This window comes from Xylophilus sp. GW821-FHT01B05, assembly GCA_038961845.1.
Classification (GTDB): domain Bacteria; phylum Pseudomonadota; class Gammaproteobacteria; order Burkholderiales; family Burkholderiaceae_C; genus Xylophilus.
In genome coordinates this window covers 2,905,561-2,926,358 of sequence record CP152408.1, presented here as the reverse complement: position 1 = coordinate 2,926,358, position 20,798 = coordinate 2,905,561, and the positions used below count along the sequence as shown (strand labels likewise).

The window sequence follows — 20,798 nt, the reverse complement described above, 5'->3', positions numbered from 1 at the left end:
TTCAAGACCGTGGCAAGGCGCCTGCCTACGCTGCCCGGCACCATCCACAGGAGAGTTCTCTATGCAATTCGGCTACACCATCCTCTACGTCGAAGACGTGCCCGCCACCATCGCTTTCTATGAAGCCGCCTTTGGCCTGAAGCGCCGCTTTGTGCACGAGGGCGGCGATTACGGTGAGCTGGACACCGGCGCCACCACGCTGGCGTTTTCATCGCTGCGGCTCATCACGCAGCTGGGCAAGAACCCGCAGCGCGCCAGCGCAGAGGCGCCGTGTTTCGAGATCGCGCTGGTCACCGACGACGTGCCTGCCGCCATAGCGCGCGCCGTGGCCGCCGGGGCAGCACTGCGCCACGCGCCAGAGCAAATGCCCTGGGGCCAGACCGTGGCCTATGTGGCGGACCTGAATGGTTTCCTGGTGGAGCTGTGCACGCCGGTGGCGGCTCAGCCGTAGCCGGCCTGCGCCACGGTGGCCCGCAAGGGCCTACTTGGTGCCAAAAATGCGGTCGCCGGCATCGCCCAGGCCGGGGCGGATGTAGCCGTGCTCGTCCAGCCCACGGTCAATCGCGGCGGTGTAGATCGGCACGTCCGGGTGGGCGGCCTGCAGCGCGGCCACGCCTTCGGGGCAGGTCAGCAGGCAGACGAACTTGATCGACTTGGGGTTGAGTTCCTTCAGGCGCTCGACGGCGGCGATGGCCGAATTGCCGGTGGCCAGCATCGGGTCGACCACGATCACGTCGCGCTCGTGCATCTCGCTGGGCATCTTGAAGTAGTACTCGACCGCGGTCAGCGTCTTCGGGTCGCGGTACAGGCCGATATGGCCCACGCGCGCGCCTGGCACCACGGACAGCATGCCTTCCAGAATGCCGTTGCCGGCGCGCAGGATGGACACAAACACCAGCTTCTTGCCATCGATGACCTTGGCGGTCATGGGCTCTAGCGGGGTTTCGATCTCGATCTCGGACATGGCCATGTCGCGCGTGACCTCGTAGGCGGCCAGGCTGGCCAGCTCGTTGAGCAGGCGGCGAAAGCTGTTGGTGGAGGCATCCTTGCGGCGCATCAGCGTGAGCTTGTGCTGGACGAGGGGATGGTCGAGAAGGTGGACGTTGCTCATTGAATAAAAGAAAAGAAGTCTTGGTGTTCTTGTCGGTGCAAGAGGAAAAAATCAAAAAACCGTGCCGTCGCTCTCGATCTCCAGCGGCGGGCTTCCGCCACGCAAGCGCTGTGCCCATTCGCGTCCGGCGGCCCAGGTGCCGCCTTCCAGAACGCAGGCCAGGGGCATGGCTTCTGCCGACAGACCGAGTCGTGCGCGCACCAGCGGCGCCAGCTCATCCAACAGCGCCACGGTCAGCGCGCGCCATTCGACGATGCAGGCATCGCCCGCTTTCCAGCGGCGAAGGCCGGTATTCTCGCGCAGCCGCAGCACCCCGCTGTCCAGCAGCAATCCACCGTTGCGGTATTCGGGCAGGCCGGTGAGTGCATCGACACCATGCACCTTGACGCCGGCCCACAAAAAAGGCTCCAGCAGCGAGTAGGTGAGCCACTGCGACAGCTTGTGAAACGGCATCCAGCCGTCTGACAGGCCCGGCCCCTGCGCCTCGGGCAGCGGCCAGCAGTCGCCCACCGGCAGGCCGCCAATCGCATTGCCGGCCGGCCAGATGCCGTTGAGCGTCATCAGCAGGGTGCTCAGGATGTCGTGCGCGCGGACCTCGGCGGTGGATGACAGATCGTCGTCATCGGTGTTGGCCAGCATGTCGAAGATGCGGCCTGGCCGCCCCTCGCGGCCGTATTCCGACGGATGCTCGGCCAGCGTCTCGCCCAGCCGGCGCAGCAGCATGGCGCGGCCATCCAAGCCCACCAGCGGGTTGCCGGGCGTGACCTGGAAGGCCTGCGCCAACTGTTCGGTGATCAGGCCGCGCAGGCCCATCGCATCCACCTGCAGCGGCGCGTTGGCCTGGCTGGAGAACATGCCGGCGGTAAAGGCATGAAAGCTGGCCACGGCCAGGCCTTCGGAGCGGCTGAAGCTCTGGCCGCTGGCGGCATCCTGGTACTTCCAGTCCGGTCCGGCGCCGGCGTCCAGCAACACGCTGACCAGCGCCAGGTCGATCTGCGCGCGGGCCCGCACGGCCGGCGCAACCGGGCCCAGCAGTTCCTGCAAGCGCGCCCGGCGGTCCACGCCGCCAGCCTCGAAGTGGCGCCAGCGGCTATGGAAGGGAATGGCGCCATGCGGGTAGCGGCTGCGCGTGGCGCGCACCACCGCATCGGCGGCACCACCCAGCGCCTGCTCGTCCACCGTGAAAAAGGCTGAGCGGCCATCGCGCGCGCGCTGCAGCAGGGCCTGGGCGCGGCGGCGGATCTCGGCCGTGGAGCAGAGCAGGGCGGCGGCGCCGGCTGGCCGCTCTGCCGCGCCGGCCTCAATGTTGGCAAGAATGCGCGCCGTCTGCGCATCTGGCGGCGTTGCAGGCAAGTCCTTCATTCGTTCAACCCCCGGCCCTTGGCCTTCTTGAGTTCATCGGCGTCCGGCACCGGGCCGGGCGTGAAATAGCCGGCGGCCATCTTGGCGTCGATTTCGACCCGCGCATCGGCCGGGATCAATGAGTCCGGGATGTTGACCCGGGTGCCCACCTCAATGCCGGCGCCGGTGATGGCGTCGTACTTCATGTTGCTCATGGACACCAGCCGGTGGATCTTGGTGATGCCCAGCCAGTGCAGCACATCGGGCATCAGCTCTTGAAAGCGCATGTCCTGCACGCCGGCCACGCATTCGGTGCGGGCAAAGTACTGGTCGGCGGTGTCGCCGCCCACCTGGCGCTTGCGCGCGTTGTAGACCAGGAACTTGGTCACCTCGCCCAGCGCGCGGCCCTCCTTGCGCGAATAGGCCACCAAGCCCACGCCGCCGCGCTGCGCGCCCTGTATGCATTCCTCTATCGCGTGCGTCAGGTAAGGCCGGCAGGTGCAGATGTCGGAGCCAAACACGTCCGAGCCATTGCATTCGTCATGCACCCGCGCCGTCAGCTCGACCTGCGGGTTGGCCAGGTCGGCCGGCTTGCCAAAGATGTAGAGCGTCTGCCCACCAATGGGCGGCAAGAACACCTCCAGATCCGAGCGCGTGACCAGCTCCGGGTACATGCCACCGGTTTCCTCGAACAGCACGCGGCGCAGCTCGTTCTCAGGGCAGCCAAAGCGCCGTGCGATCTCGGGCAAAAACCACACCGGCTCCACCGCCACCTTGGTCACCAGCGCCGCGCCCTGGGCCGTCAAAAAGACGCCGTCCGCCTTCAAGCGGCCGGCCTGCAGCGCCTCTATCACCTCGGGCAGGATCACATGGGCCTTGGTCACCGCAATGGTCGGCCGTATGTCGTAGCCCGCGGCCAGCTCGGTCGCATACACCTGCGCCACGGTCGCGCCCCACGGGTCCATCGACACGATCTTGCCCGGCATGCTCCACTGCGGATGCGGGCCGATCACATCGGTTGGCATGGTGTTGGTCAGGTCGGCCCGGTGCTGGGCGGACAAGGCCCCAGACGCCACGGCCAGCGCGCGGTAAATGCTGTAGGAGCCGCTGTGCGTGCCAATCACGTTGCGGTGCGCACGGGTCGTGGTGGTGGCCACCACCGGCCCACGTTCAGCCGCAGTCGGCGCACCCCAGCGGATCGGCAGCGCGCCAAAGCCGCCCGAATGCGAGGTCAGCCGTATGTGGTGCGGCGGCGGGACCAGGGGCTTGGAGGGGAGGGCGGCAGGCACCTCGACAAGCAATTCCGGCAGCGTGACGACGGTGGTCTCGGGCATGGATGCATCCTCCAAAAGCCCAATGTAGCCACCGCCCGCAGCAGTGACAAGCAAGCCGCGTAGGAGAGCGCCGCGTCAGCGTTTCTTGCCGAAGATGCTGCCCAGCACTCCGCGGATGATCTCGCGGCCCACCGTCGTGCCCATGGTGCGCACGGCGGATTTGGCCATGGACTGCGCCAACCCGTCGCGCTTGCCGCCGCGCGGGCCAGTGCTGCCAAACAGCACATCGTTCAGCCCGCCCAGCAGGCCGCCGTCCTTGCCATCGACGGCGCCGCCGCTCTGGCCCGGTGCCGCTTGCGGCGCGGCAGCGGTACGGTCACGCAGCACCTCGTAGGCGGATACCCGGTCCACGGCCGTGTCGTAAACACCCGCCACCAGCGAATCCTTCATGAGCGCCGCGCGCTGCTCGTCGGTGATCGGCCCGATCAGGCTGGCCGGCGGCAGCACAAAGGCGCGGTCGGTCACGCTCGGCCGGCCCTGCGCATCGAGCAGGCTGACCAGCGCCTCGCCCACCGCCAGCTCGGTGATGGCGGTTTCTATGTCCAGGCCCGGCTTTTGCCGCATGGTCTGCGCCGTGGCCCGCACCGCCTTTTGGTCACGGGGCGTAAAAGCGCGCAGCGCATGTTGCACACGGTTGCCCAGTTGCGCCAGCACGCTGTCGGGGATGTCCAGCGGGTTCTGGGTGACAAAGTACACGCCCACGCCCTTGGAGCGCACCAGGCGCACCACCAGCTCGATGCGCTCGATCAGCACCTTGGGCGCGCCGTCGAACAGCAAATGCGCCTCGTCGAAGAAAAACACCAGCTTGGGCTGCTCCGGGTCGCCGATCTCGGGCAACTGCTCGAACAGTTCGGACAGCAGCCACAGCAAGAAGGTGGCGTACAGCCGTGGTGACTGCATCAGCCGCTCGGCTGCCATCAGGTTGACCACGCCCTGGCCGCCCACGGTCTGCAGCAGGTCCTGGATATTGAGCATGGGCTCGCCAAAGAACTTCTCGCCGCCCTGGCTCTCGATCTGCAGCAGGCCGCGCTGGATCGCGCCCACACTGGCCGCGCTCACGTTGCCGTAAGAGGTCTTGTAGTCCGCAGCGTTCTCGCCTACGTGCTGCAATATGGCACGCAGGTCCTTCAGGTCGAGCAGCAGCAGGCCCTGGTCGTCGGCAATGCGAAACACCAGGTTCAGCACGCCGGCCTGGGTGTCGTTCAGGTCCAGCATGCGGCCCAGCAGCAGCGGGCCCAGGTCCGAGATGGTGGCCCGCACCGGGTGCCCCTTCTCGCCAAAAACATCCCAGAACGTAACCGGGCAGGCCGCTGGCGCCGGCGGTGTGATGCCGCGGGCTTCGAGCACGCCGCGCAGCTTGTCGCCAATCTGGCCCGGCTTGCCAATGCCGGCCAGGTCGCCCTTGACATCGGCCATGAACACCGGCACGCCGATACGGGAAAGCTGCTCGGCCAGCGACTGCAGGGTCACCGTCTTGCCGGTACCGGTGGCGCCGGTAATGAGTCCGTGGCGGTTGGCCAGTGCCGGCAGCAGGGCAAAAACGGTCTCGGCGTTGCGGGCGATCGGGAGCGGTTCGGCCATCATGCGGTCCGGTCGTGAAGAGCTTGCCAGTGTAGCCAGCCGGTGCGGCGACCCCAAGGAGACGCCAGAAGTGCGACTTCTATAATCGCCCACCCGAAAGTCCATCAAGAATATCCAGGAGAGCCTTTGTCCACGACCGTTAGCCAGGAAAACTCGCAAAACCAGTCACCGCTCGAAAACGAGATTGCAACACTGCTGGTGGGCGCGTTGAACCTCGAGGTGCTGCCGGGTGCCATTGCACCAGAGGCGCCCCTGTATGGCGATGGCCTGGGCCTTGACTCGATCGACATCCTGGAAGTCGCGCTGGAGGTGTCGCGCAAGTACGGCTTTCAGTTGCGCTCGGACGACGAGCGCAACCAGCTGATCTTCCAGTCCCTGCGCAGCCTCGCTGCCCACGTTGCTGCGCACCGCAGTTCCTGAGGCTCGGACCACCGTGTCGCGCTGGCGCATAGCACTGCTCCTGGCCGCTTTGGCCGGCTATGCATTGCTGTCCCACTGGATGATGCTGTACCACCCGGCCGCCCCCTGGGCGGTGGCCGTGCTGCTCGGCCCCCTGTGGCTGTCCAGCTTTGGTCTGGTGCCCCCGCGGCATGTGGCCTGGGGTTACCCCCTTATTGGCGCGCTTGGCCTCGGACTTGGCGCCTTGGTAATGCAAGGGCAGGCCGGTGACGTCGACCTGCTCTATATGCTGCAGCACGTGGCCATCAACCTGCTGCTCGGCGCCTGGTTTGCCAGCAGCTTGCGCCCCGGTCGGCTGCCGCTCATCAGCGGCCTTGCAACACGGGTGCATGGCACGCTCTCGGCCGGCATGCAGCGCTACACACGGCGCCTGACCTTCAGTGCCTCACGTGCGACCAGGCCGGTGCCGATGCCCACGTCCAGAACATCTGCGCCAGAAGTCAGGCCTGCCCGCTCCAGCGCCCCGCGGCGATACCAAGGGCCAGAACCCAGGGCAAGGACACGCTCAATGCGCTCATAGTCGGGTGCCGTGTCATCAAAAATACGGCGCAAGAATGCCTGGTGTTCCTCCTCGTTACCGTAGTAGCGCGACAGCGGTGCATGCGGGGGCAGCACTGCAGGAGTCTCGGCGGCCGAGGAGGATGCGGGCTGATTCATCTTGGGATTATCGCTAGAACAAGGCCCGGGAAAGCCCGCATCCAGCCGGGACAAGACGCCTCAAAAGGTAAGATCGAGCATTGCCCACGATAGGGCGAGCAGAGAGATACCAAGAATGGCTGGACACAGCAAATGGGCCAATATTCAGCACCGCAAGGGGCGGCAGGACGAGAAACGCGGCAAGGTCTGGACCCGCGTCATCCGTGAAATCATGGTCGCAGCGCGCGCTGGCGGCGGCGACCTCGGCGTTAACCCGCGCCTGCGGCTGGCGGTCGACAAGGCCAAGGCCGCCAACATGCCGGCCGACACCATCAAGCGCAACATCGACAAGGCCACCGGCAACCTCGAAGGGGTGAACTACGAGGAAATCCGTTACGAAGGCTACGGCATTGGCGGCGCCGCCGTCATCGTCGACACCATGACCGACAACCGGGTGCGCACCGTGGCCGAAGTGCGACATGCCTTCAGCAAGTACGGCGGCAACATGGGCACCGAAGGCTCGGTGGCCTTCCAGTTCAAGCACTGCGGCCAGATGGTCTTTGCCCCGGGAACGTCTGAGGACAGGGTCATGGAAGTGGCGCTGGAAGCCGGCGCCGAAGACGTGCTGAGCGACGACGATGGCGCTATCGAGGTCCTGACCAACCCGGCTGACTTCGAGGCCGTGAAGAACGCACTGGAGGCCGCCGGCCTCGCGCCCGAAGTGGCCGAGGTGACGATGCGTGCCGAAAACACCATAGACATCGTGGGCGAAGACGCAGCAAAGATGCAGAAGCTGCTCGATGTACTCGAAGACCTGGACGATGTGCAGGCGGTCTACCACAACGCAGCGCTCTGACCTTTTTCTTGAATTGATCCCTACGTGAAAACATTAGTCATCGGCGGCGGTGGCCGCGAACACGCTCTGGCCTGGAAACTGGCCCAGTCGCCCAAGGTGCAGCAGGTTTATGTTGCACCCGGCAACGGCGGCACGGCGCGCGACCCCCAACTGGAAAACATCCCCCTTACCGACGTCAAGGCCCTGCGCGAATGGGCGCAAAAAGAGAAGATCGGCCTCACCGTGGTCGGCCCCGAGGCACCGCTGGCGGCGGGCGTGGTGGATGAATTCCGCGCGCACGGCCTGAAGGTCTTCGGCCCGACCCGCGCCGCCGCGCAGTTGGAAAGCTCCAAGGCCTTCTCCAAGGCCTTCATGCAGCGCCATGGCATTCCTACGGCCGAATACGACACCTTCACCGACCCGGTTGCCGCCCACGCCTATGTGGACCGCATGGGCGCGCCCATCGTCGTCAAGGCCGACGGCCTAGCCGCCGGCAAGGGTGTGGTCGTGGCCATGACGGTGCAAGAGGCGCATGAGGCGATCGACTTCATGCTGGCCGAGAACAAGTTCGGCGTGGTGCACAACGAGGGCGGCGCGCGCGTCGTCATCGAAGAGTTCCTGCAGGGTGAGGAGGCCAGCTTCATTGTGCTGTGCGACGGCAAGAACGTCACCGCGCTGGCCACCAGCCAGGACCACAAGCGCCTGCAGGACGGCGACCTGGGCCCCAATACGGGCGGCATGGGCGCCTACTCCCCGGCACCGGTCGTGACCGCCGACGTGCATGCCCGCGCCATGCGCGAAATCATCCTGCCGACCATCCGCGGCATGGAGAAGGACGGCATTCCCTACACCGGCTTCCTGTACGCCGGCCTGATGATCGACAGCCAGGGCCGTCCCAAGACGCTGGAATTCAACTGCCGCATGGGCGATCCGGAAACACAGCCGATCATGATGCGCCTCAAGAGCGACCTGTCCGACGTGATGCTGGCCGCCACCGAAGGGCGCCTCGATCAGGTCGAACTCCAGTGGGACCGCCGCGTCGCGCTGGGCGTCGTCATGGCCGCGCACGGCTACCCGCTGGACCCGCGCAAGGGCGACGCCATCCACGGCCTGCCTGACGACGAAGACGAGGCCATGGTGTTCCATGCGGGCACCGTGCTGGAGGATGACACCGTGAAGACCTCCGGCGGGCGCGTGTTGTGCGTCACCGTGCTGGCCGACAACGTGCGGCAGGCGCAGCAGCGTGCCTACGATGTGGCGCGTGGCATTCACTTTGACGGTGCCCAGTACCGCCGCGACATCGGCCACAGGGCCATCCGCGGCGGATGAGCACGCCTGCGCAGTTGCTGCCCGCTGCGGCGGTACGCAGCTACCTGCTGGGCCTGCAGCAGCGCATCATTGCCGCGCTTGAAGACATCGAGGCCGCAGCCGGCGGCTCGGTCGCCTTTGTCAATGACCCGTGGCAGAAACTGCCCGGCGAGCCGCTGCAAGGCGACGGCATCACCCGCATTCTTGAAGGTGGTGCCGTGTTCGAGCGCGCCGGCTGCGGTTTTTCGCACGTGCGCGGGCCGCGCCTGCCGCCGTCAGCTACCGAGCATCGGCCACAACTGGCCGGCGCGCCCTTCGAGGCCATGGGCGTATCGCTGGTGTTCCACCCGCGCAACCCCTATGTGCCCACGGTGCACATGAACGTGCGCATGATCGCGGCCGGCCATGCCGGGCAAGAGCCGGTCTGCTGGTTTGGTGGCGGCATGGACCTGACGCCGATCTACGGTTTCGAGGACGACGCCGTGCACTTCCACACGGCTTGCCGTGACGCGCTGGCCCCTTTTGGCGAGGACAAGTACCCGCGCTTCAAGAAGTGGTGCGACGAATACTTTTTCCTCAAGCACCGGCAAGAGGCTCGCGGCATCGGCGGCATCTTCTTCGACGATTTCGAGGAACTGGGCCAGAAGCGCAGCCGTGCGGTGATGCAGTCGGTCGGCGACGCATTCCTTGGTGCCTACCTGCCCATCGTGGCGCGGCGCCAGCACATGGCCTGGGGCGAGCGCGAGCGCGAGTTCCAGCTCTACCGGCGTGGGCGCTACGTGGAATTCAACCTGGTCTGGGACCGCGGCACGCACTTTGGGCTGCAGTCCGGTGGCCGCACCGAGTCCATCCTGCTGTCCATGCCGCCGCTGGCCGCATGGCAGTACCGCCATGCCCCAGAGCCCGGCTCTGCCGAAGCGGCCTTGGCCGAGCGCTTTCTGCCGCCACGCGAATGGGTGTGAAGCTGGCCGCCGCCGCGCGGCGCATCGGCGTATTTGGCGGGGCCTTCGATCCGCCGCACCGGGCCCATGTAGCCCTGGTGCGTGCCGCGCTGGAACAGTTGCAGCTCGACGTGATGCACGTGCTGCCCACGGGCCACGCCTGGCACAAGACACGCCCGCTCAGCGCCGCAGAAGACCGCCTGGCCATGACCCGCATCGCCTTCGAAGGCGAGCCGCGCGTACTGGTCGACCCACGCGAGCTGCACCGCGACGGCCCCACCTACACCATCGACACTCTGCACGAACTGGCAGCAGAAAATCCCGGCGCCGAGCTCTACCTGCTGCTGGGCGCCGACCAGGCCAGCGCGCTCGATCAGTGGCACGACTGGGAGGCGATTTTGCGGATTGCTATAATTTCAATAGCTGAGCGCCAGGGTGCAGCAATGGCTAAGGCCAGGTTTGACCCTGAAAAACTGTCTTTTGCACGCGTGCGCCACCTGGAATTGCCCGCCATGGATGTGAGCGCCACCGAGGTGCGCGCCCGCGCCGCGGATGGCCGGGGGATTGGCCGTCTGGTCCCTGCAGGCGTTGCACGCTATATTGAACTCCATCACCTTTACCGAACTGCCTGATGACCACCACCAAAACGGAAACCGCCGCAAAAAAAGACGTCCACAAACTCCAACGCGCCATCGTTGATGGCCTGGAGGACGTCAAGGCGCAGGACATCCAGGTGTTCAACACCGAGCACCTCTCGCCGCTGTTCGAGCGCGTGGTGGTCGCTTCCGGCACCTCCAACCGCCAGACCAAGGCGCTGGCCGCCAGCGTGCGCGACGCCGTGCGCGAGGCCGGGTTCGGCAAGCCACGGATCGAGGGCGAGGAAAACGGCGAGTGGATCATCGTGGACTGCGGCGCAGCCGTGGCCCACATCATGCAGCCGGCGATCCGGCAGTACTACCACCTGGAAGAAATCTGGGGCGACACCCCGGTGCGCCTGAAACTTGGCGCCGTCAAGCCTGCCAAACCCACCAAGGCTGCAGAAGAAAAACCCCTGACCGCCGCCGCTCGCAAGCCAGGCAAGGCTGGCGCCAAGACGGCTGCAAAAACAGCGGCGAAGGCACCTGCAAAGACAGCAACCGGCAAGAGCGCACCAGCCAAGGCGCCCGCCAAGAAAGCCGCGGCCAAGACTCCAGCCGCCAAGGCGCCCATCAAGACGGTAGTGGTCAAGGCCTCCGTGCGCACCAACGCCAAGCCGTCGCCGGCCAAGGCAGCGGTCGCAAAGAAGGCTCCGGCCCGCAAGCCCGCCGCCAAGAAGACCCCAAAGGCCTGAGCCCTCGGTGAAGCTTCTGATCGTGGCGGTCGGCCAGCGGATGCCGGCCTGGGCCCAGACCGCCTACGACGATTACGCCAAGCGTTTCCCGCCTGAGCTCAAGGTAGAGCTCAAGGCCGTCAAGACCGAGCCACGCGGTTCCAAGTCGCTGGAAACGCTCTATGCGGCCGAGCGTGGCCGCATAGAGGCGGCCATCCCGCGCGGCACCCGCATCGTGGTGCTGGACGAGCGCGGCACGTCACTCACTACCGTGGCCCTGGCGGGCCGGCTGAAACAGTGGCAACTGTCGGGTGACGACGTGGCGCTGGTGATTGGTGGCCCCGATGGGCTGGACCCGGGTTTTCGCCGTGCTGCGCACGAATCCATCCGCCTGTCGGACCTCACCCTGCCGCACGCCATGGCGCGGGTGCTGCTGATCGAGCAGCTCTACCGTGCATGGTCCGTCAACGCATCGCACCCCTACCACCGCGAGTAAGGGGCTTGGCCCATGTCCACCTTCATCTATCTTGCATCGCAAAGCCCGCGCCGTGCCCAACTGCTGGAGCAGATGGGCGTTGCCCACCAGCCCTTGCTGCCCAATGCCGAGGGCGATGTGGCAGAGGATGCCGAAGCCATCGAAGCGGTGCACCTTGGCGAAGCACCGGCTACCTACGTGCAGCGCGTGACGGCCGGCAAGCTCGATGCCGCGATCGCCCGATTCGTGCGGCGGCGACTGCCGCCCGCGCCCATTCTGTGTGCTGACACCACGGTAGCGCTGGGCCGGCGCATCCTGGGCAAGCCTGCGGATGCGGCCGAGGCGCGCGACATGCTGCAAAGCCTCTCCGGCACCACGCATCGGGTGCTGACCGCCGTGGCGCTGCAGCACGGCAGCCAGCGCATGGCTGCGCTCAGCACGTCGCAGGTGCGCTTCGACACACTGAGTAGCGCGCAGATCGAGGACTACGTGGCCTCGGGCGAGCCTTTCGGCAAGGCTGGCGGCTACGGCATACAGGGGCGGGCGGCCACGCTGATATCGCGCATCGCTGGTAGTTATTCGGGCATCATGGGACTGCCGGTCTACGAGACATCCGCACTATTGCGGTCGGTCGGCTTTCTGCGCTGAACTATGCAACAAGACATCCTCATCAACTGGTCGCCGCAGGAAACACGCGTCGCCGTCATCGAACATGGTGCGGTGCAGGAGATCCATGTCGAACGCACGCTGGAGCGTGGGCTCGTCGGCAATGTCTATCTGGGCAAGGTATCGCGCGTGCTCCCGGGCATGCAGTCGGCCTTCATCGACATCGGCCTGGAGCGCGCCGCCTTTCTTCATGTGGCCGATGTCTGGCACCCGCCGGCTGAGGGCGAGTCGCTGAGCCAGGCGCGCCAGTCGCAGCCGCAGGTACCAATAGAGAAGCAGGTTTTCGAAGGCCAGGCGCTGATGGTGCAGGTCATCAAGGACCCGATAGGCACCAAGGGCGCGCGCCTATCCACCCAGATCAGCATCGCCGGCCGGTTGCTGGTGTTCCTGCCGCAGGACGACCACATCGGCGTGTCGCAGAAGATTCCACTGGAGCAGCGCGAGTCCTTGCGCCGGCGCCTGCAGACCCTGGCCGGGGAGGGCGCCAAGGGCGGCCTCATCCTGCGCACCAATGGCGAGGACTCATCCGATGCCGAGCTGGCCGAAGATATCTCTTACCTGCGCAAGACCTGGGCACGCATCCGTCAGGCTTCGATGCAGTTGCCCCCACGCTCCTTGCTGCACCATGACCTGAATCTGTTGCAGCGCGTGCTGCGTGACCTGGTGAGCGAAGAGACGCAGGCCATACGCATCGACTCACGCGAACAATTCGACCGGTTGCTGGCCTTTGGCCAGGAGTTCATGCCGGCAGCGGTCCCCAAGCTGCAGCATTACAAGGGCGAGCGCCCGATCTTCGACCTGTTCTCGGTGGACGAGGAAATCGCCCGTGCGCTCGGGCGCCGGGTAGACCTTAAATCTGGCGGCTACCTGGTGGTGGACCAGACCGAGGCGCTCACCACCGTGGACGTCAACACCGGTGGCTTCGTCGGGGCGCGCAACTTCGACGACACCATCTTCAAGACCAACCTTGAGGCGGCCCAGGCCATCGCACGGCAACTGCGCCTGCGCAACCTGGGTGGCATCGTCATCGTTGATTTCATCGACATGGTGCGCGAAGACCACCAACAGGCCGTGCTGACCGAATTCCGCAAGCAACTGGCGCGCGACCGGGTCAAGACCTCGTCTGGCAGCTTCTCTCCCCTGGGCCTGGTCGAGATGACGCGCAAGCGCACCCGCGAATCGCTGGCCCACATGTTGTGTGAGCCCTGTCCGGTATGCCAGGGCAAGGGCATCGTGAAGACGGCGCGCAGCGTCACCTACGACATCCTGCGCGAAATCCTGCGCGAGGCGCGCCAATTCAACCCGCGCGAATTCCGCGTGGTGGCGTCGCCAAAGGTGGTTGAGCTGTTCCTGGACGAAGAAAGCCAGCACCTGGCCGAACTATCCGACTTCATTGGCAAGCCGATTTCACTGCAGTCCGAGACAGCGATGGCGCAGGAGCAGTACGACATCGTGCTGCTCTAGCAGCGCCGGCTTGCGGCGCTAAAGCTCGGGCGCAGAGGCTGGCGCATGCAGGCGCGCATAGAGCCCGTTCTGCCTCAGCAGCGCCTGGTGCGGCCCTTGCTCGACGATGCGCCCATATTGCATGACCACCACGCGGTCGGCATGCTCGATGGTCGACAAGCGATGGGCAATGATTAGCGTGGTGCGCCCCTGCATCAGACGCTTGAGGGCGTCCTGCACCAGCCGTTCTGATTCCGTATCCAGCGCGGATGTGGCCTCGTCCAGGATCAGGATGGGCGCGTTCTTATAGAGCGCGCGTGCAATCGCCAGGCGCTGGCGCTGGCCGCCAGAGAGCTGGGCTGCGTTGTGACCCACCGGCGTGTCCATGCCTTGCGGCATGGAGGCCACGTGCTCAGCAAGATTGGCGGCCTCCAGGCAGTGCTGCAGGCGAGATCTGTCGATGGCCTGGCCCATGGCGACATTGGCGGCGACCGTGTCGTTGAACATCACCACGTCCTGGCTCACCATGGCGAACTGCGAGCGCAGGGTAGGCAGGTCCCAGGCGGCAACGTCCTCGCCCTCGACCAGGACATGGCCGGCCGTCGGTAGCACGAAGCGCGGCAGCAGGTTGACCAGCGTGGTCTTGCCGGACCCCGATGGTCCGACAAAGGCCACGACTTCGCCCGGAGCGATCTGCAGGCTGAGCCGGTCGAGCGCGGGCAGTCCATCGTCGCGGTAGCGCACGGTTACGTCGTGCAGCTCAATGGCACCGCGCGCAGCAGCGGGCGGACGCCAGGTGCCGCCGGACTCGGTCTGCACTTGCTCCATCAGCATCAGGCCCCGCTCCAGTGCCGCCACGCCGCGCGTGATCGGCGCAGCGACATCCGCCAGGCGCCGTATCGGGGCGATCAGCATCAGCATGGCCGTGATGAAGGCCACGAAGTCGCCCACGCTCACGCCCTGCGCCGCGGTGCCAGAGCGGCCCTGCCAAAGCGCGGTCACGATTACGGCCGACAGCGCCGCTGCGGCCAGCAATTGCGTCAACGGCGTCATGGCGGCCGAGGCAATGGTCGACTTGATGGCCAGCCCGCGCAAGCGCCCGCTGAGCGTGTCGAAGCGCCCGGCCTGGGCCTCTTGCGCTCCATGCAGGCGCACCATGCGGTGGGCAAGCACGTTCTCTTCGACCACATAGGCAAGGTTGTCGGTCGCCTCCTGGCTGCTCTTGGTGACCCGGTAGAGACGGCGCGACAGCGTCTTCATGATCCAGGCCACGCCTGGAATCAGTACCCCCACGATCAGGGTGAGCTGCCAGTTGAGGTAGAACAGATACAGCAGCAGTGCAATCAGCGTAAAGCCATCGCGCGACAGTCCTAGCAGCGCCTGCACCAGCAAGGTCGCGCCGGTCTGCACTTCGTACACGACGGTATTGGACAGCGTGCTGGCGGACTGTTGGCTGAACAGCCCCATCTCCGCGGAGAGCAGGTGCTTGAACATGGCCTGGCGCAGGCGGAGCATGCCTTCATTCGCAATGCGTGCCAGCGCGTACTGCGACACGAACTGGGCCACGCCCCGGATCGCGAACAGGCCGATGATGCCGGCCGGCACCATCCACAACTGCAAACTGCCCGCCACGAAGCCATTGTCGAGCAGCGGCTTCATAAAGGCTGGAATCAGGGGTTCGGTCACGGCGGCCACCACCGTGGCCAGCACCGCAAGTGTCCATGCGGCACGCTGGCCGCCGAAGTAGACGGAAAGCCGGCGCAAACGCTGGGTCAGGGAGTGGGGCGCGGGGGCCGTGTCGGCGTGGGCATCGGGAGATTGCATGAGTCGCGGATTCTACGTTTGCCAAGGTGCTACACCTTTTGTGACAGGGCATCTCCACCTGTGTGTAACATCCGAACTTCAGAAGTGTGGGATGCTCCAATCTGGTCCCATATCTGACACGTCTCTGTTGCCAATGAATTACCAACGCACTGCTTCTACGCCTGTCCCAGATTCGTTTTCCTTCAGGCGCCGAGGGATCGTGGCGTCCCTGCTTGGCGCTTCCGCATTGCCGGCCCTGGCACAGTTCCGCGTGGATATTGTCGGCGTGGGCCTGACCCAGTTCCCCATCGCCATTGCCCCTTTCCGCGGCGAAGGTCAATCACCACAAAAAATCTCGTCCATCGTCCAGGCGGACCTGGAGCGTAGCGGCCGCTTCCGCAGCGTCGACGCCAGCGCCGAGACTCTGGACGAGACCTCTCGCCCCGACGTCAGCGTATGGCGCCAGAAGGGCGCAGACTCTCTGGCCGGTGGCAGCGTCACGCGCTTGGCCGATGGGCGCTACGACGTGCGCTTTCGCCTCTGGGATGTCGTCAAGGGCCAGGACCTTGGCGGCCAGAGCTTTGTCGTGCCGCAAGGCGATCTGCGCTTGGCCGCGCACCGCGTGGCCGACTTCATCTACGAAAAACTCACCGGCGAAAGAGGTGTGTTCTCGACCCGCATCGCCTATGTGACCAAGGCCGGTTCGCGCTACACGCTCTGGGTGGCTGATGCCGATGGCGAGAATGCGCAGCCGGCGCTGGCCAGCCCGGAGCCGATCATCTCGCCGGCCTGGTCGCCTTCGGGCGGCCAACTCGCCTACGTGTCCTTCGAGTCGCGCAAGCCCGTGGTCTATGTGCACGATGTGGCCTCGGGCAAGCGCCGGTTGATCGCCAACTTCCGTGGCTCCAATAGCGCACCGGCCTGGGCGCCGGATGGCAATTCCCTGGCCGTGACCCTGAGCCGCGACGGTGGCTCGCAGCTCTACACCATCAGTGCCAACGGCGGCGAGCCGCGACGGCTGATGCAAAGCGGCGGTATTGATACCGAACCAGTGTTCTCCGCCGACGGCCGCAGCATCTACTTCGTCAGCGACCGCGGCGGCGCGCCGCAGATCTATCGCATGGCCGTGTCCGGCGGCAACGCCGAGCGCGTGACCTTCAGCGGCAACTACAACATCTCGCCTGCCCTGAGTCCGGACGGCCGCTACCTGGCCTATGTCTCGCGTATCGGTGGCGCCTTCAAGCTGCAGGTGATGGAGATTGCCAGCGGAACGGTCAACTCCATTACCGACACTTCTGCCGACGAAAATCCGAGTTTTGCTCCGAACGGCCGCTTGCTCGTGTACGCCACGGTGCAGCAGGGTCGCGAGGCGCTCATGACCACCACGCTCGACGGCAAGATCAAGGCGCGTCTTTCCGGGCAGGGCGGAGACATCCGGGAACCGGACTGGGGTCCGTTCCAGAAGCAGCCCTGACACTTTTCTCGCCCATTCCATTCCAAATATCCATATCGGAGGTTTTCCCATGTTCAAGCAAATCACTCTCGCCTTTGCCATCACGGCGGTACTCGCTGGTTGCAGCTCTCCTGTCAAGCTCGACGAAGCTCCGGTGGAAGACCGCAGCGCGGGCGCCATCGGCACCAATCCGGGCGCAGGTGCAAACGGCACCAGCCAGAGCGGTGTGGCGCCGGTGGACCTGGGCGCCTCGGCGGCAGACGCTGCGGGCCCGGTGGGCGTGGCACGCATCGTCTACTTCGACTACGACAGCTACATCATCAAGCCCGAATTCCAGTCGCTGATCGAGTCCCACGCCCGCTTCCTGCGTGCCAACCAGGCGCGCAAGGTGGTCATCGAAGGCCATACGGATGCACGCGGTGGCAGCGAATACAACCTGGCCCTGGGTCAGAAGCGCTCCGAGGCCGTTCGCCGCGCCTTCGGCCTGTTGGGCGTGGGCGACAGCCAGGTCGAGGCAGTGAGCTTCGGCAAGGAAAAGCCTGCCGTTCCGGGCAACACCGAAGACGCATTCGCGCAAAACCGCCGCGCTGAAATCTCCTACCGCCAATGATCCGCTTGCCAGCGAAGACCTGCCGCCCCCTGGCGGCTGCTGTGTTCGCCGCCTGCGCCCTCATGGGCGCGGGCGGCGCGCAGGCGGGCCTCTTCGACGACGATGAAGCGCGCCGCGCCATCCTGGAAATTCGCCAGCGCATCGACGCAAACAAGGCCCAGACCGACAAGCTGAGTGAAGACCTGCGGCGCTCGAACAGCGAAAACGCCCAGTTGCGCAGCAGCCTGCTGACGCTGCAGGGCCAGATCGAAACCTTGCGTGCGGATCAGGCCACGATGCGAGGTCAGAACGAGCAGCTCACACGCGACGTGGCGGATCTGCAGCGCGGCCAGAAGGACATCTCCAAGGGGGTGGATGATCGCCTGCGCCAGTTCGAGCCGGCCAAGGTCACGGTCGACGGCATGGAGTTCACGGCCAACCCTGCGGAGCAACGTGACTTCGATGCGGCCCTGGCCACGTTCCGGCAGGGCAATTTCACGGATGCGCAGACGGGCTTTTCGGAGTTCATGAAGCGCTACCCGCAAAGCGGCTACACGCCGTCGGCCTTGTTCTGGCTGGGCAACGCCCAATACGCCAACCGCAATTACCGCGACGCCATCACCAACTTCCGCGGCCTGCTGAGCCAGGCACCGAACCATGTGCGTGCGCCGGAAGCAGCCTTGTCCATTGCCAACTGCCAGACCGAGCTGAAGGACACCAAGGCCGCGCGCAAGACGCTGGAAGACCTGCTCAAGGCCTATCCGCAATCCGAAGCCGCATCGGCAGCGAAAGAGCGCCTTGCACGGCTGCGCTGAACAGTGCTCCCCGGCTCCGTGGTGACACTGCCGGAGCTGGCGCCGGATCAGGCAGACCCGGCTCGCCGCTTCGGTGGTCTGGAGCGCCTGTACGGCGTGGAGGGCGCAACCCGCGTGCGGGCCGCGCGGGTTGTTGTCGTCGGCATTGGCGGTGTGGGTTCCTGGGCGGCAGAGGCGCTTGCGCGCAGCGGCGTTGGGCGGCTGGTGCTGGTGGATCTTGACCATGTGGCGGAGTCCAACATTAATCGCCAAGTGCACGCGCTGACGCCCACCATCGGGCAGGCCAAGGTGCTAGCGATGCGTGACCGTATCCGGCTGATCCACCCCGACTGTCAGGTCGATGTGGTGGAGGAATTTGTCGATGCGGAGAACTGGCCTGCCGTGATACCCGGACCGGTGGACGCCGTGATTGACGCTTGCGACCAGGTCAAGGCCAAGACCGCCATGGCCCAGTGGGCGCGCAGGCAAGGGCGGCGGGCTGTCTTCATCAGTGTCGGAGCGGCCGGCGGTAAACGCTGGGCGCACAAGGTGGATGTCGATGACTTGGCCCGCACGACCCACGACCCTTTGCTGGCGCAGCTGCGCTACCGGCTTCGCAAGCAGCATGGGGCGCCGCGCGATGGCAAGACCATCGGCATCGCCTGCGTCTTCAGTCGGGAGGCGGTTGCAGCGCCTGACGCCTCCTGCGCATTGGAGGGCGACGGCACACTGAACTGCCATGGCTATGGCTCCGTCGTGAGCGTGACCGCCACTTTTGGCTTCACGGCAGCGGGGTGGGTGCTGGACCGCATCGCGAGTTCGACAAACAGCCCGAAAGCGCCACAAGCCACGCTATAATCGTAGGCTTTGCTACTTAGCGATGCTGGGTGGCAGGGGACGTTAGCTCAGTTGGTAGAGCAGCGGACTTTTAATCCGTTTGTCGTGGGTTCGACCCCCGCACGTCCCACCAATACAAAAGGCCCTGAGCTCTTGCAGCTCAGGGCCTTTTTCTTTTTCCTGATTCCGCGACCAGGCCTTATTCAAGACGCACTTCGAAATAGGCCTCTGGCGAATCGCCCAGGTCGCGAAAGCCTGCTTGCCGCGCCTTGTCTGCGGCCTTGGCCCAGCGCTCGGCCAGGTTGGCTTCTTCGGCCGTGATATCTATGCCATCGCTTTCCGCCGCCGTGCACCAGGCGCCGTAGGCCCGTGCCACACCCTCCTGACCACCCAGGGCCTGCTCCAGGGTGCGGCAGTAGCGCGACTCTGCCGCCATACGCTCGGAAGTCGGTAGGCCCGGGAAGTCGTTGAGTGAGGCGGTGTAGAGGATTTCGGTGGTGGACTCCATCTTTGTGCTCGCTAAGCTTGTAGTGTTGAGACTGTTTAAATATACAGCTCCTGCGGCGAGATCGCAAGATGAGGTGGCGCCCAAGAGCGCGCCGCTTGTGGTTGGCCGAGAGGGGGAGGGGCTTGCGTCACCGGCGCGGGAAGGCATCCCGGTCGTTGCGCGCGTGGGGTAAAAAAAGCATGGCTGGTCGGCGCACCGATGGCTAGCAAAAACGACCCTTGGAGGGAAAGATCCCTCGGAGTCGCCCCACGATGAAACTGGAGAGGCGTTGTCACACCATGACCGCATCATACCAACAATTGAAAATGATTCGCAATTAGAATTGGTGGCATGCAGTGGGCAGGGCTGGCACAAATGCGGTGCCTGGCGGCCCTGCGGGAATTCAGCAAGGAGTGCCTCCCTATGACGTGCATGTCCCTCGAATATGACGACCTGTTGCATGAGCACCAGGTGCTGCTGGCCGCCCATGGGCAGGCGCAGGCGCGATGCAGCGCGCTGCTGGCGCAGCAGGCGGCCGCTATTGCCAAGCTGGAGGCCCAGGTCATGCGCCTGCGTGCCGAGGTAGTGCGCCGGGATACCGCCTTGGCCTTTGCGCACGAGGATCGTGCAGCGCTGGAGGCCGCCATCCCGGGCTTGCCGCGCAGAAGGGCATTGGCCCACCATGTGGAGGCACTGCGCGAACGTCTTCAGCGCTTGATGGGCGGGCGCAGCCTCACGGCGCCGCAATCCACGCCCTTGCCGCCCCCCGATGACTTGCGCGAGAAGGCAGTGCTTTGCGTCGGCCGTGACGCCAGCCATCTGACGACGGCGCAGCGCGTGGTGGAGTTGGCCGGCGGCCATTTCATGCACCACGACGGCAGCGACGCCGATGGTCATGCGGCCTTGCTTGAGTCCAGCCTGCTGGCGGCGGACCTGGTTATCTGCCAGACCGGTTGCGTGAGCCATGGCGCCTATTGGCGCGTGCAGGATCATTGCCGGCGCACCGGCAAGCGTTGCGTGCTGGTCGAGCAAGCCCAGGCGCTGCACTTCGTGCGCAACCCGGCCCCCCTAGAATCGGCGCACCATGCGCCTTCCTGTTCCATCCACGACCAACCCTGAGCCTGCACGCCGGCCGGGTACACCCCGGAGACACTGATATGCGCAGCCCCTTTGGCCTGTTGGGCCTGGTACTGGCGCTGCTCATCGTCGGCCTGCTGGCCAAGAGCGCTTTGCGCAGCAACACACCCGCACCATCAGCAGTCGGCATGCCGGCCGCGAACGCTATGCACGACGTGCGCACCCAGCGCGATCAAGCCGTCCAGCAGGTGCAGAAGGCACTCGACGATGCCGCCGAGACGGCGCGCAAGCAGCGCGATGCCGCAGACCAGCCCTGATA

General features: G+C 65.6%; 23 protein-coding genes and 1 tRNA gene. 17 read left to right on the top strand and 7 right to left on the bottom strand.

Going from position 1 to position 20,798, the window contains the following annotated elements:
- Window positions 1-61: 61 nt before the first annotated feature.
- Complete coding sequence (locus AAFF27_13600; protein XAH21070.1) at window positions 62-451, top strand: VOC family protein; 390 nt, start codon at window positions 62-64, stop codon at window positions 449-451.
- A 30-nt stretch (window positions 452-481) separates the two neighbouring features.
- On the opposite strand, the gene upp is transcribed toward AAFF27_13600, so the two are convergent.
- From upp to AAFF27_13580, 4 genes are all read right to left on the bottom strand, one after another.
- Complete coding sequence (upp, locus tag AAFF27_13595) at window positions 482-1,111, bottom strand: uracil phosphoribosyltransferase (protein XAH21069.1); 630 nt, start codon at window positions 1,109-1,111, stop codon at window positions 482-484.
- A gap of 51 nt (window positions 1,112-1,162) precedes the next feature.
- Window positions 1,163-2,473 (bottom strand): URC4/urg3 family protein, encoded by a 1,311-nt coding sequence (locus AAFF27_13590; protein ID XAH21068.1) that lies wholly within the window; start codon window positions 2,471-2,473, stop codon window positions 1,163-1,165.
- On the bottom strand, window positions 2,470-3,786 hold the full coding sequence (locus AAFF27_13585; protein XAH21067.1) for a GTP cyclohydrolase II: 1,317 nt from the start codon (window positions 3,784-3,786) through the stop codon (window positions 2,470-2,472). The genes AAFF27_13590 and AAFF27_13585 overlap by 4 nt, the downstream gene beginning before the upstream one ends.
- Before the next feature lie 75 nt (window positions 3,787-3,861).
- A complete protein-coding gene (locus tag AAFF27_13580) occupies window positions 3,862-5,367 on the bottom strand; it encodes a helicase HerA-like domain-containing protein (GenBank protein ID XAH21066.1) in 1,506 nt (501 codons plus the stop codon).
- 126 nt (window positions 5,368-5,493) lie between these two features.
- Here AAFF27_13580 and AAFF27_13575 point away from each other — a divergent pair, with 126 nt between their 5' ends.
- Window positions 5,494-5,787 carry a phosphopantetheine-binding protein gene (locus tag AAFF27_13575; protein ID XAH21065.1) on the top strand — a complete coding sequence of 98 codons (294 nt, stop codon included), beginning with the start codon at window positions 5,494-5,496 and terminating at the stop codon, window positions 5,785-5,787.
- A 396-nt stretch (window positions 5,788-6,183) separates the two neighbouring features.
- Here the strand turns inward: AAFF27_13575 and AAFF27_13570 are convergent, their stop codons facing one another.
- Complete coding sequence (locus tag AAFF27_13570; protein XAH21064.1) at window positions 6,184-6,483, bottom strand: hypothetical protein; 300 nt, start codon at window positions 6,481-6,483, stop codon at window positions 6,184-6,186.
- Between the two features lie 115 nt (window positions 6,484-6,598).
- Between AAFF27_13570 and AAFF27_13565 the strand changes: the two genes are divergently transcribed.
- From AAFF27_13565 to rng, 8 genes are read left to right on the top strand one after another with little or no spacing between them, the layout of a single operon-like run.
- Entirely contained in the window at window positions 6,599-7,318 is a 720-nt protein-coding gene (locus tag AAFF27_13565; GenBank protein XAH21063.1) for a YebC/PmpR family DNA-binding transcriptional regulator, read from the top strand.
- A gap of 24 nt (window positions 7,319-7,342) precedes the next feature.
- Complete coding sequence (gene purD / locus AAFF27_13560; GenBank protein ID XAH21062.1) at window positions 7,343-8,626, top strand: phosphoribosylamine--glycine ligase; 1,284 nt, start codon at window positions 7,343-7,345, stop codon at window positions 8,624-8,626.
- Window positions 8,623-9,567, top strand: coding sequence for an oxygen-dependent coproporphyrinogen oxidase (gene hemF, locus AAFF27_13555; GenBank protein ID XAH21061.1), 945 nt, complete (start codon window positions 8,623-8,625; stop codon window positions 9,565-9,567). The genes purD and hemF overlap by 4 nt, the downstream gene beginning before the upstream one ends.
- Window positions 9,558-10,178 (top strand): nicotinate-nucleotide adenylyltransferase, encoded by a 621-nt coding sequence (gene nadD / locus AAFF27_13550; GenBank protein ID XAH26148.1) that lies wholly within the window; start codon window positions 9,558-9,560, stop codon window positions 10,176-10,178. The genes hemF and nadD overlap by 10 nt, the downstream gene beginning before the upstream one ends.
- Complete coding sequence (gene rsfS / locus AAFF27_13545) at window positions 10,175-10,876, top strand: ribosome silencing factor (protein XAH26237.1); 702 nt, start codon at window positions 10,175-10,177, stop codon at window positions 10,874-10,876. Before nadD ends, rsfS begins: the two co-directional genes overlap by 4 nt.
- A 7-nt stretch (window positions 10,877-10,883) precedes the next feature.
- The gene (gene rlmH / locus AAFF27_13540; protein ID XAH26147.1) at window positions 10,884-11,351 is read left to right on the top strand and encodes a 23S rRNA (pseudouridine(1915)-N(3))-methyltransferase RlmH; all 468 of its coding nucleotides are present in this window, start codon (window positions 10,884-10,886) and stop codon (window positions 11,349-11,351) included.
- Between the two features lie 12 nt (window positions 11,352-11,363).
- A complete protein-coding gene (locus tag AAFF27_13535; protein ID XAH26146.1) occupies window positions 11,364-11,978 on the top strand; it encodes a Maf family protein in 615 nt (204 codons plus the stop codon).
- Window positions 11,979-11,981: 3 nt separating this feature from the next.
- Window positions 11,982-13,460 (top strand): ribonuclease G, encoded by a 1,479-nt coding sequence (gene rng / locus AAFF27_13530; GenBank protein XAH26145.1) that lies wholly within the window; start codon window positions 11,982-11,984, stop codon window positions 13,458-13,460.
- 18 nt (window positions 13,461-13,478) lie between these two features.
- Here the strand turns inward: rng and msbA are convergent, their stop codons facing one another.
- Entirely contained in the window at window positions 13,479-15,263 is a 1,785-nt protein-coding gene (gene msbA, locus AAFF27_13525) for a lipid A export permease/ATP-binding protein MsbA (protein XAH26144.1), read from the bottom strand.
- A 133-nt stretch (window positions 15,264-15,396) separates the two neighbouring features.
- Here msbA and tolB point away from each other — a divergent pair, with 133 nt between their 5' ends.
- The 5 genes from tolB to AAFF27_13500 all read left to right on the top strand — a co-directional run bounded on the left by tolB (window position 15,397) and on the right by AAFF27_13500 (window position 19,048).
- A complete protein-coding gene (gene tolB, locus AAFF27_13520) occupies window positions 15,397-16,716 on the top strand; it encodes a Tol-Pal system beta propeller repeat protein TolB (GenBank protein ID XAH26143.1) in 1,320 nt (439 codons plus the stop codon).
- A gap of 49 nt (window positions 16,717-16,765) precedes the next feature.
- Window positions 16,766-17,305 carry a peptidoglycan-associated lipoprotein Pal gene (gene pal, locus AAFF27_13515; GenBank protein XAH26142.1) on the top strand — a complete coding sequence of 180 codons (540 nt, stop codon included), beginning with the start codon at window positions 16,766-16,768 and terminating at the stop codon, window positions 17,303-17,305.
- A 62-nt stretch (window positions 17,306-17,367) separates the two neighbouring features.
- The gene (gene ybgF, locus AAFF27_13510; protein ID XAH26236.1) at window positions 17,368-18,099 is read left to right on the top strand and encodes a tol-pal system protein YbgF; all 732 of its coding nucleotides are present in this window, start codon (window positions 17,368-17,370) and stop codon (window positions 18,097-18,099) included.
- 18 nt (window positions 18,100-18,117) lie between these two features.
- Window positions 18,118-18,936 carry a tRNA threonylcarbamoyladenosine dehydratase gene (locus AAFF27_13505; GenBank protein XAH26141.1) on the top strand — a complete coding sequence of 273 codons (819 nt, stop codon included), beginning with the start codon at window positions 18,118-18,120 and terminating at the stop codon, window positions 18,934-18,936.
- Between the two features lie 36 nt (window positions 18,937-18,972).
- Window positions 18,973-19,048, top strand: a tRNA-Lys gene (locus AAFF27_13500).
- 66 nt (window positions 19,049-19,114) lie between these two features.
- On the opposite strand, the gene AAFF27_13495 is transcribed toward AAFF27_13500, so the two are convergent.
- Window positions 19,115-19,423 carry a hypothetical protein gene (locus AAFF27_13495; GenBank protein XAH26140.1) on the bottom strand — a complete coding sequence of 103 codons (309 nt, stop codon included), beginning with the start codon at window positions 19,421-19,423 and terminating at the stop codon, window positions 19,115-19,117.
- A 402-nt stretch (window positions 19,424-19,825) separates the two neighbouring features.
- Here AAFF27_13495 and AAFF27_13490 point away from each other — a divergent pair, with 402 nt between their 5' ends.
- Together AAFF27_13490 and AAFF27_13485 are read left to right on the top strand one after the other, a co-directional pair.
- Window positions 19,826-20,521, top strand: a complete 696-nt coding sequence (locus AAFF27_13490) for a DUF2325 domain-containing protein (protein XAH26139.1) — start codon at window positions 19,826-19,828, stop codon at window positions 20,519-20,521.
- Between the two features lie 38 nt (window positions 20,522-20,559).
- Window positions 20,560-20,796 (top strand): hypothetical protein, encoded by a 237-nt coding sequence (locus tag AAFF27_13485; GenBank protein XAH26138.1) that lies wholly within the window; start codon window positions 20,560-20,562, stop codon window positions 20,794-20,796.
- Window positions 20,797-20,798: the final 2 nt, after the last annotated feature.

What these genes read in the sequence shown, in the direction of transcription:
- AAFF27_13600 (XAH21070.1), top strand. Translation starts at nt 62, where the DNA reads ATGCAATTCGGCTACACCATCCTCTACGTCGAAGACGTGCCCGCCACC.
- upp (XAH21069.1), bottom strand. Translation starts at nt 1,111, where the DNA reads ATGAGCAACGTCCACCTTCTCGACCATCCCCTCGTCCAGCACAAGCTC.
- AAFF27_13590 (XAH21068.1), bottom strand. Translation starts at nt 2,473, where the DNA reads ATGAAGGACTTGCCTGCAACGCCGCCAGATGCGCAGACGGCGCGCATT.
- AAFF27_13585 (XAH21067.1), bottom strand. Translation starts at nt 3,786, where the DNA reads ATGCCCGAGACCACCGTCGTCACGCTGCCGGAATTGCTTGTCGAGGTG.
- AAFF27_13580 (XAH21066.1), bottom strand. Translation starts at nt 5,367, where the DNA reads ATGGCCGAACCGCTCCCGATCGCCCGCAACGCCGAGACCGTTTTTGCC.
- AAFF27_13570 (XAH21064.1), bottom strand. Translation starts at nt 6,483, where the DNA reads ATGAATCAGCCCGCATCCTCCTCGGCCGCCGAGACTCCTGCAGTGCTG.
- AAFF27_13565 (XAH21063.1), top strand. Translation starts at nt 6,599, where the DNA reads ATGGCTGGACACAGCAAATGGGCCAATATTCAGCACCGCAAGGGGCGG.
- hemF (XAH21061.1), top strand. Translation starts at nt 8,623, where the DNA reads ATGAGCACGCCTGCGCAGTTGCTGCCCGCTGCGGCGGTACGCAGCTAC.
- nadD (XAH26148.1), top strand. Translation starts at nt 9,558, where the DNA reads ATGGGTGTGAAGCTGGCCGCCGCCGCGCGGCGCATCGGCGTATTTGGC.
- AAFF27_13535 (XAH26146.1), top strand. Translation starts at nt 11,364, where the DNA reads ATGTCCACCTTCATCTATCTTGCATCGCAAAGCCCGCGCCGTGCCCAA.
- rng (XAH26145.1), top strand. Translation starts at nt 11,982, where the DNA reads ATGCAACAAGACATCCTCATCAACTGGTCGCCGCAGGAAACACGCGTC.
- msbA (XAH26144.1), bottom strand. Translation starts at nt 15,263, where the DNA reads ATGCAATCTCCCGATGCCCACGCCGACACGGCCCCCGCGCCCCACTCC.
- tolB (XAH26143.1), top strand. Translation starts at nt 15,397, where the DNA reads ATGAATTACCAACGCACTGCTTCTACGCCTGTCCCAGATTCGTTTTCC.
- pal (XAH26142.1), top strand. Translation starts at nt 16,766, where the DNA reads ATGTTCAAGCAAATCACTCTCGCCTTTGCCATCACGGCGGTACTCGCT.
- ybgF (XAH26236.1), top strand. Translation starts at nt 17,368, where the DNA reads ATGGGCGCGGGCGGCGCGCAGGCGGGCCTCTTCGACGACGATGAAGCG.
- AAFF27_13495 (XAH26140.1), bottom strand. Translation starts at nt 19,423, where the DNA reads ATGGAGTCCACCACCGAAATCCTCTACACCGCCTCACTCAACGACTTC.
- AAFF27_13490 (XAH26139.1), top strand. Translation starts at nt 19,826, where the DNA reads ATGACGTGCATGTCCCTCGAATATGACGACCTGTTGCATGAGCACCAG.
- AAFF27_13485 (XAH26138.1), top strand. Translation starts at nt 20,560, where the DNA reads ATGCGCAGCCCCTTTGGCCTGTTGGGCCTGGTACTGGCGCTGCTCATC.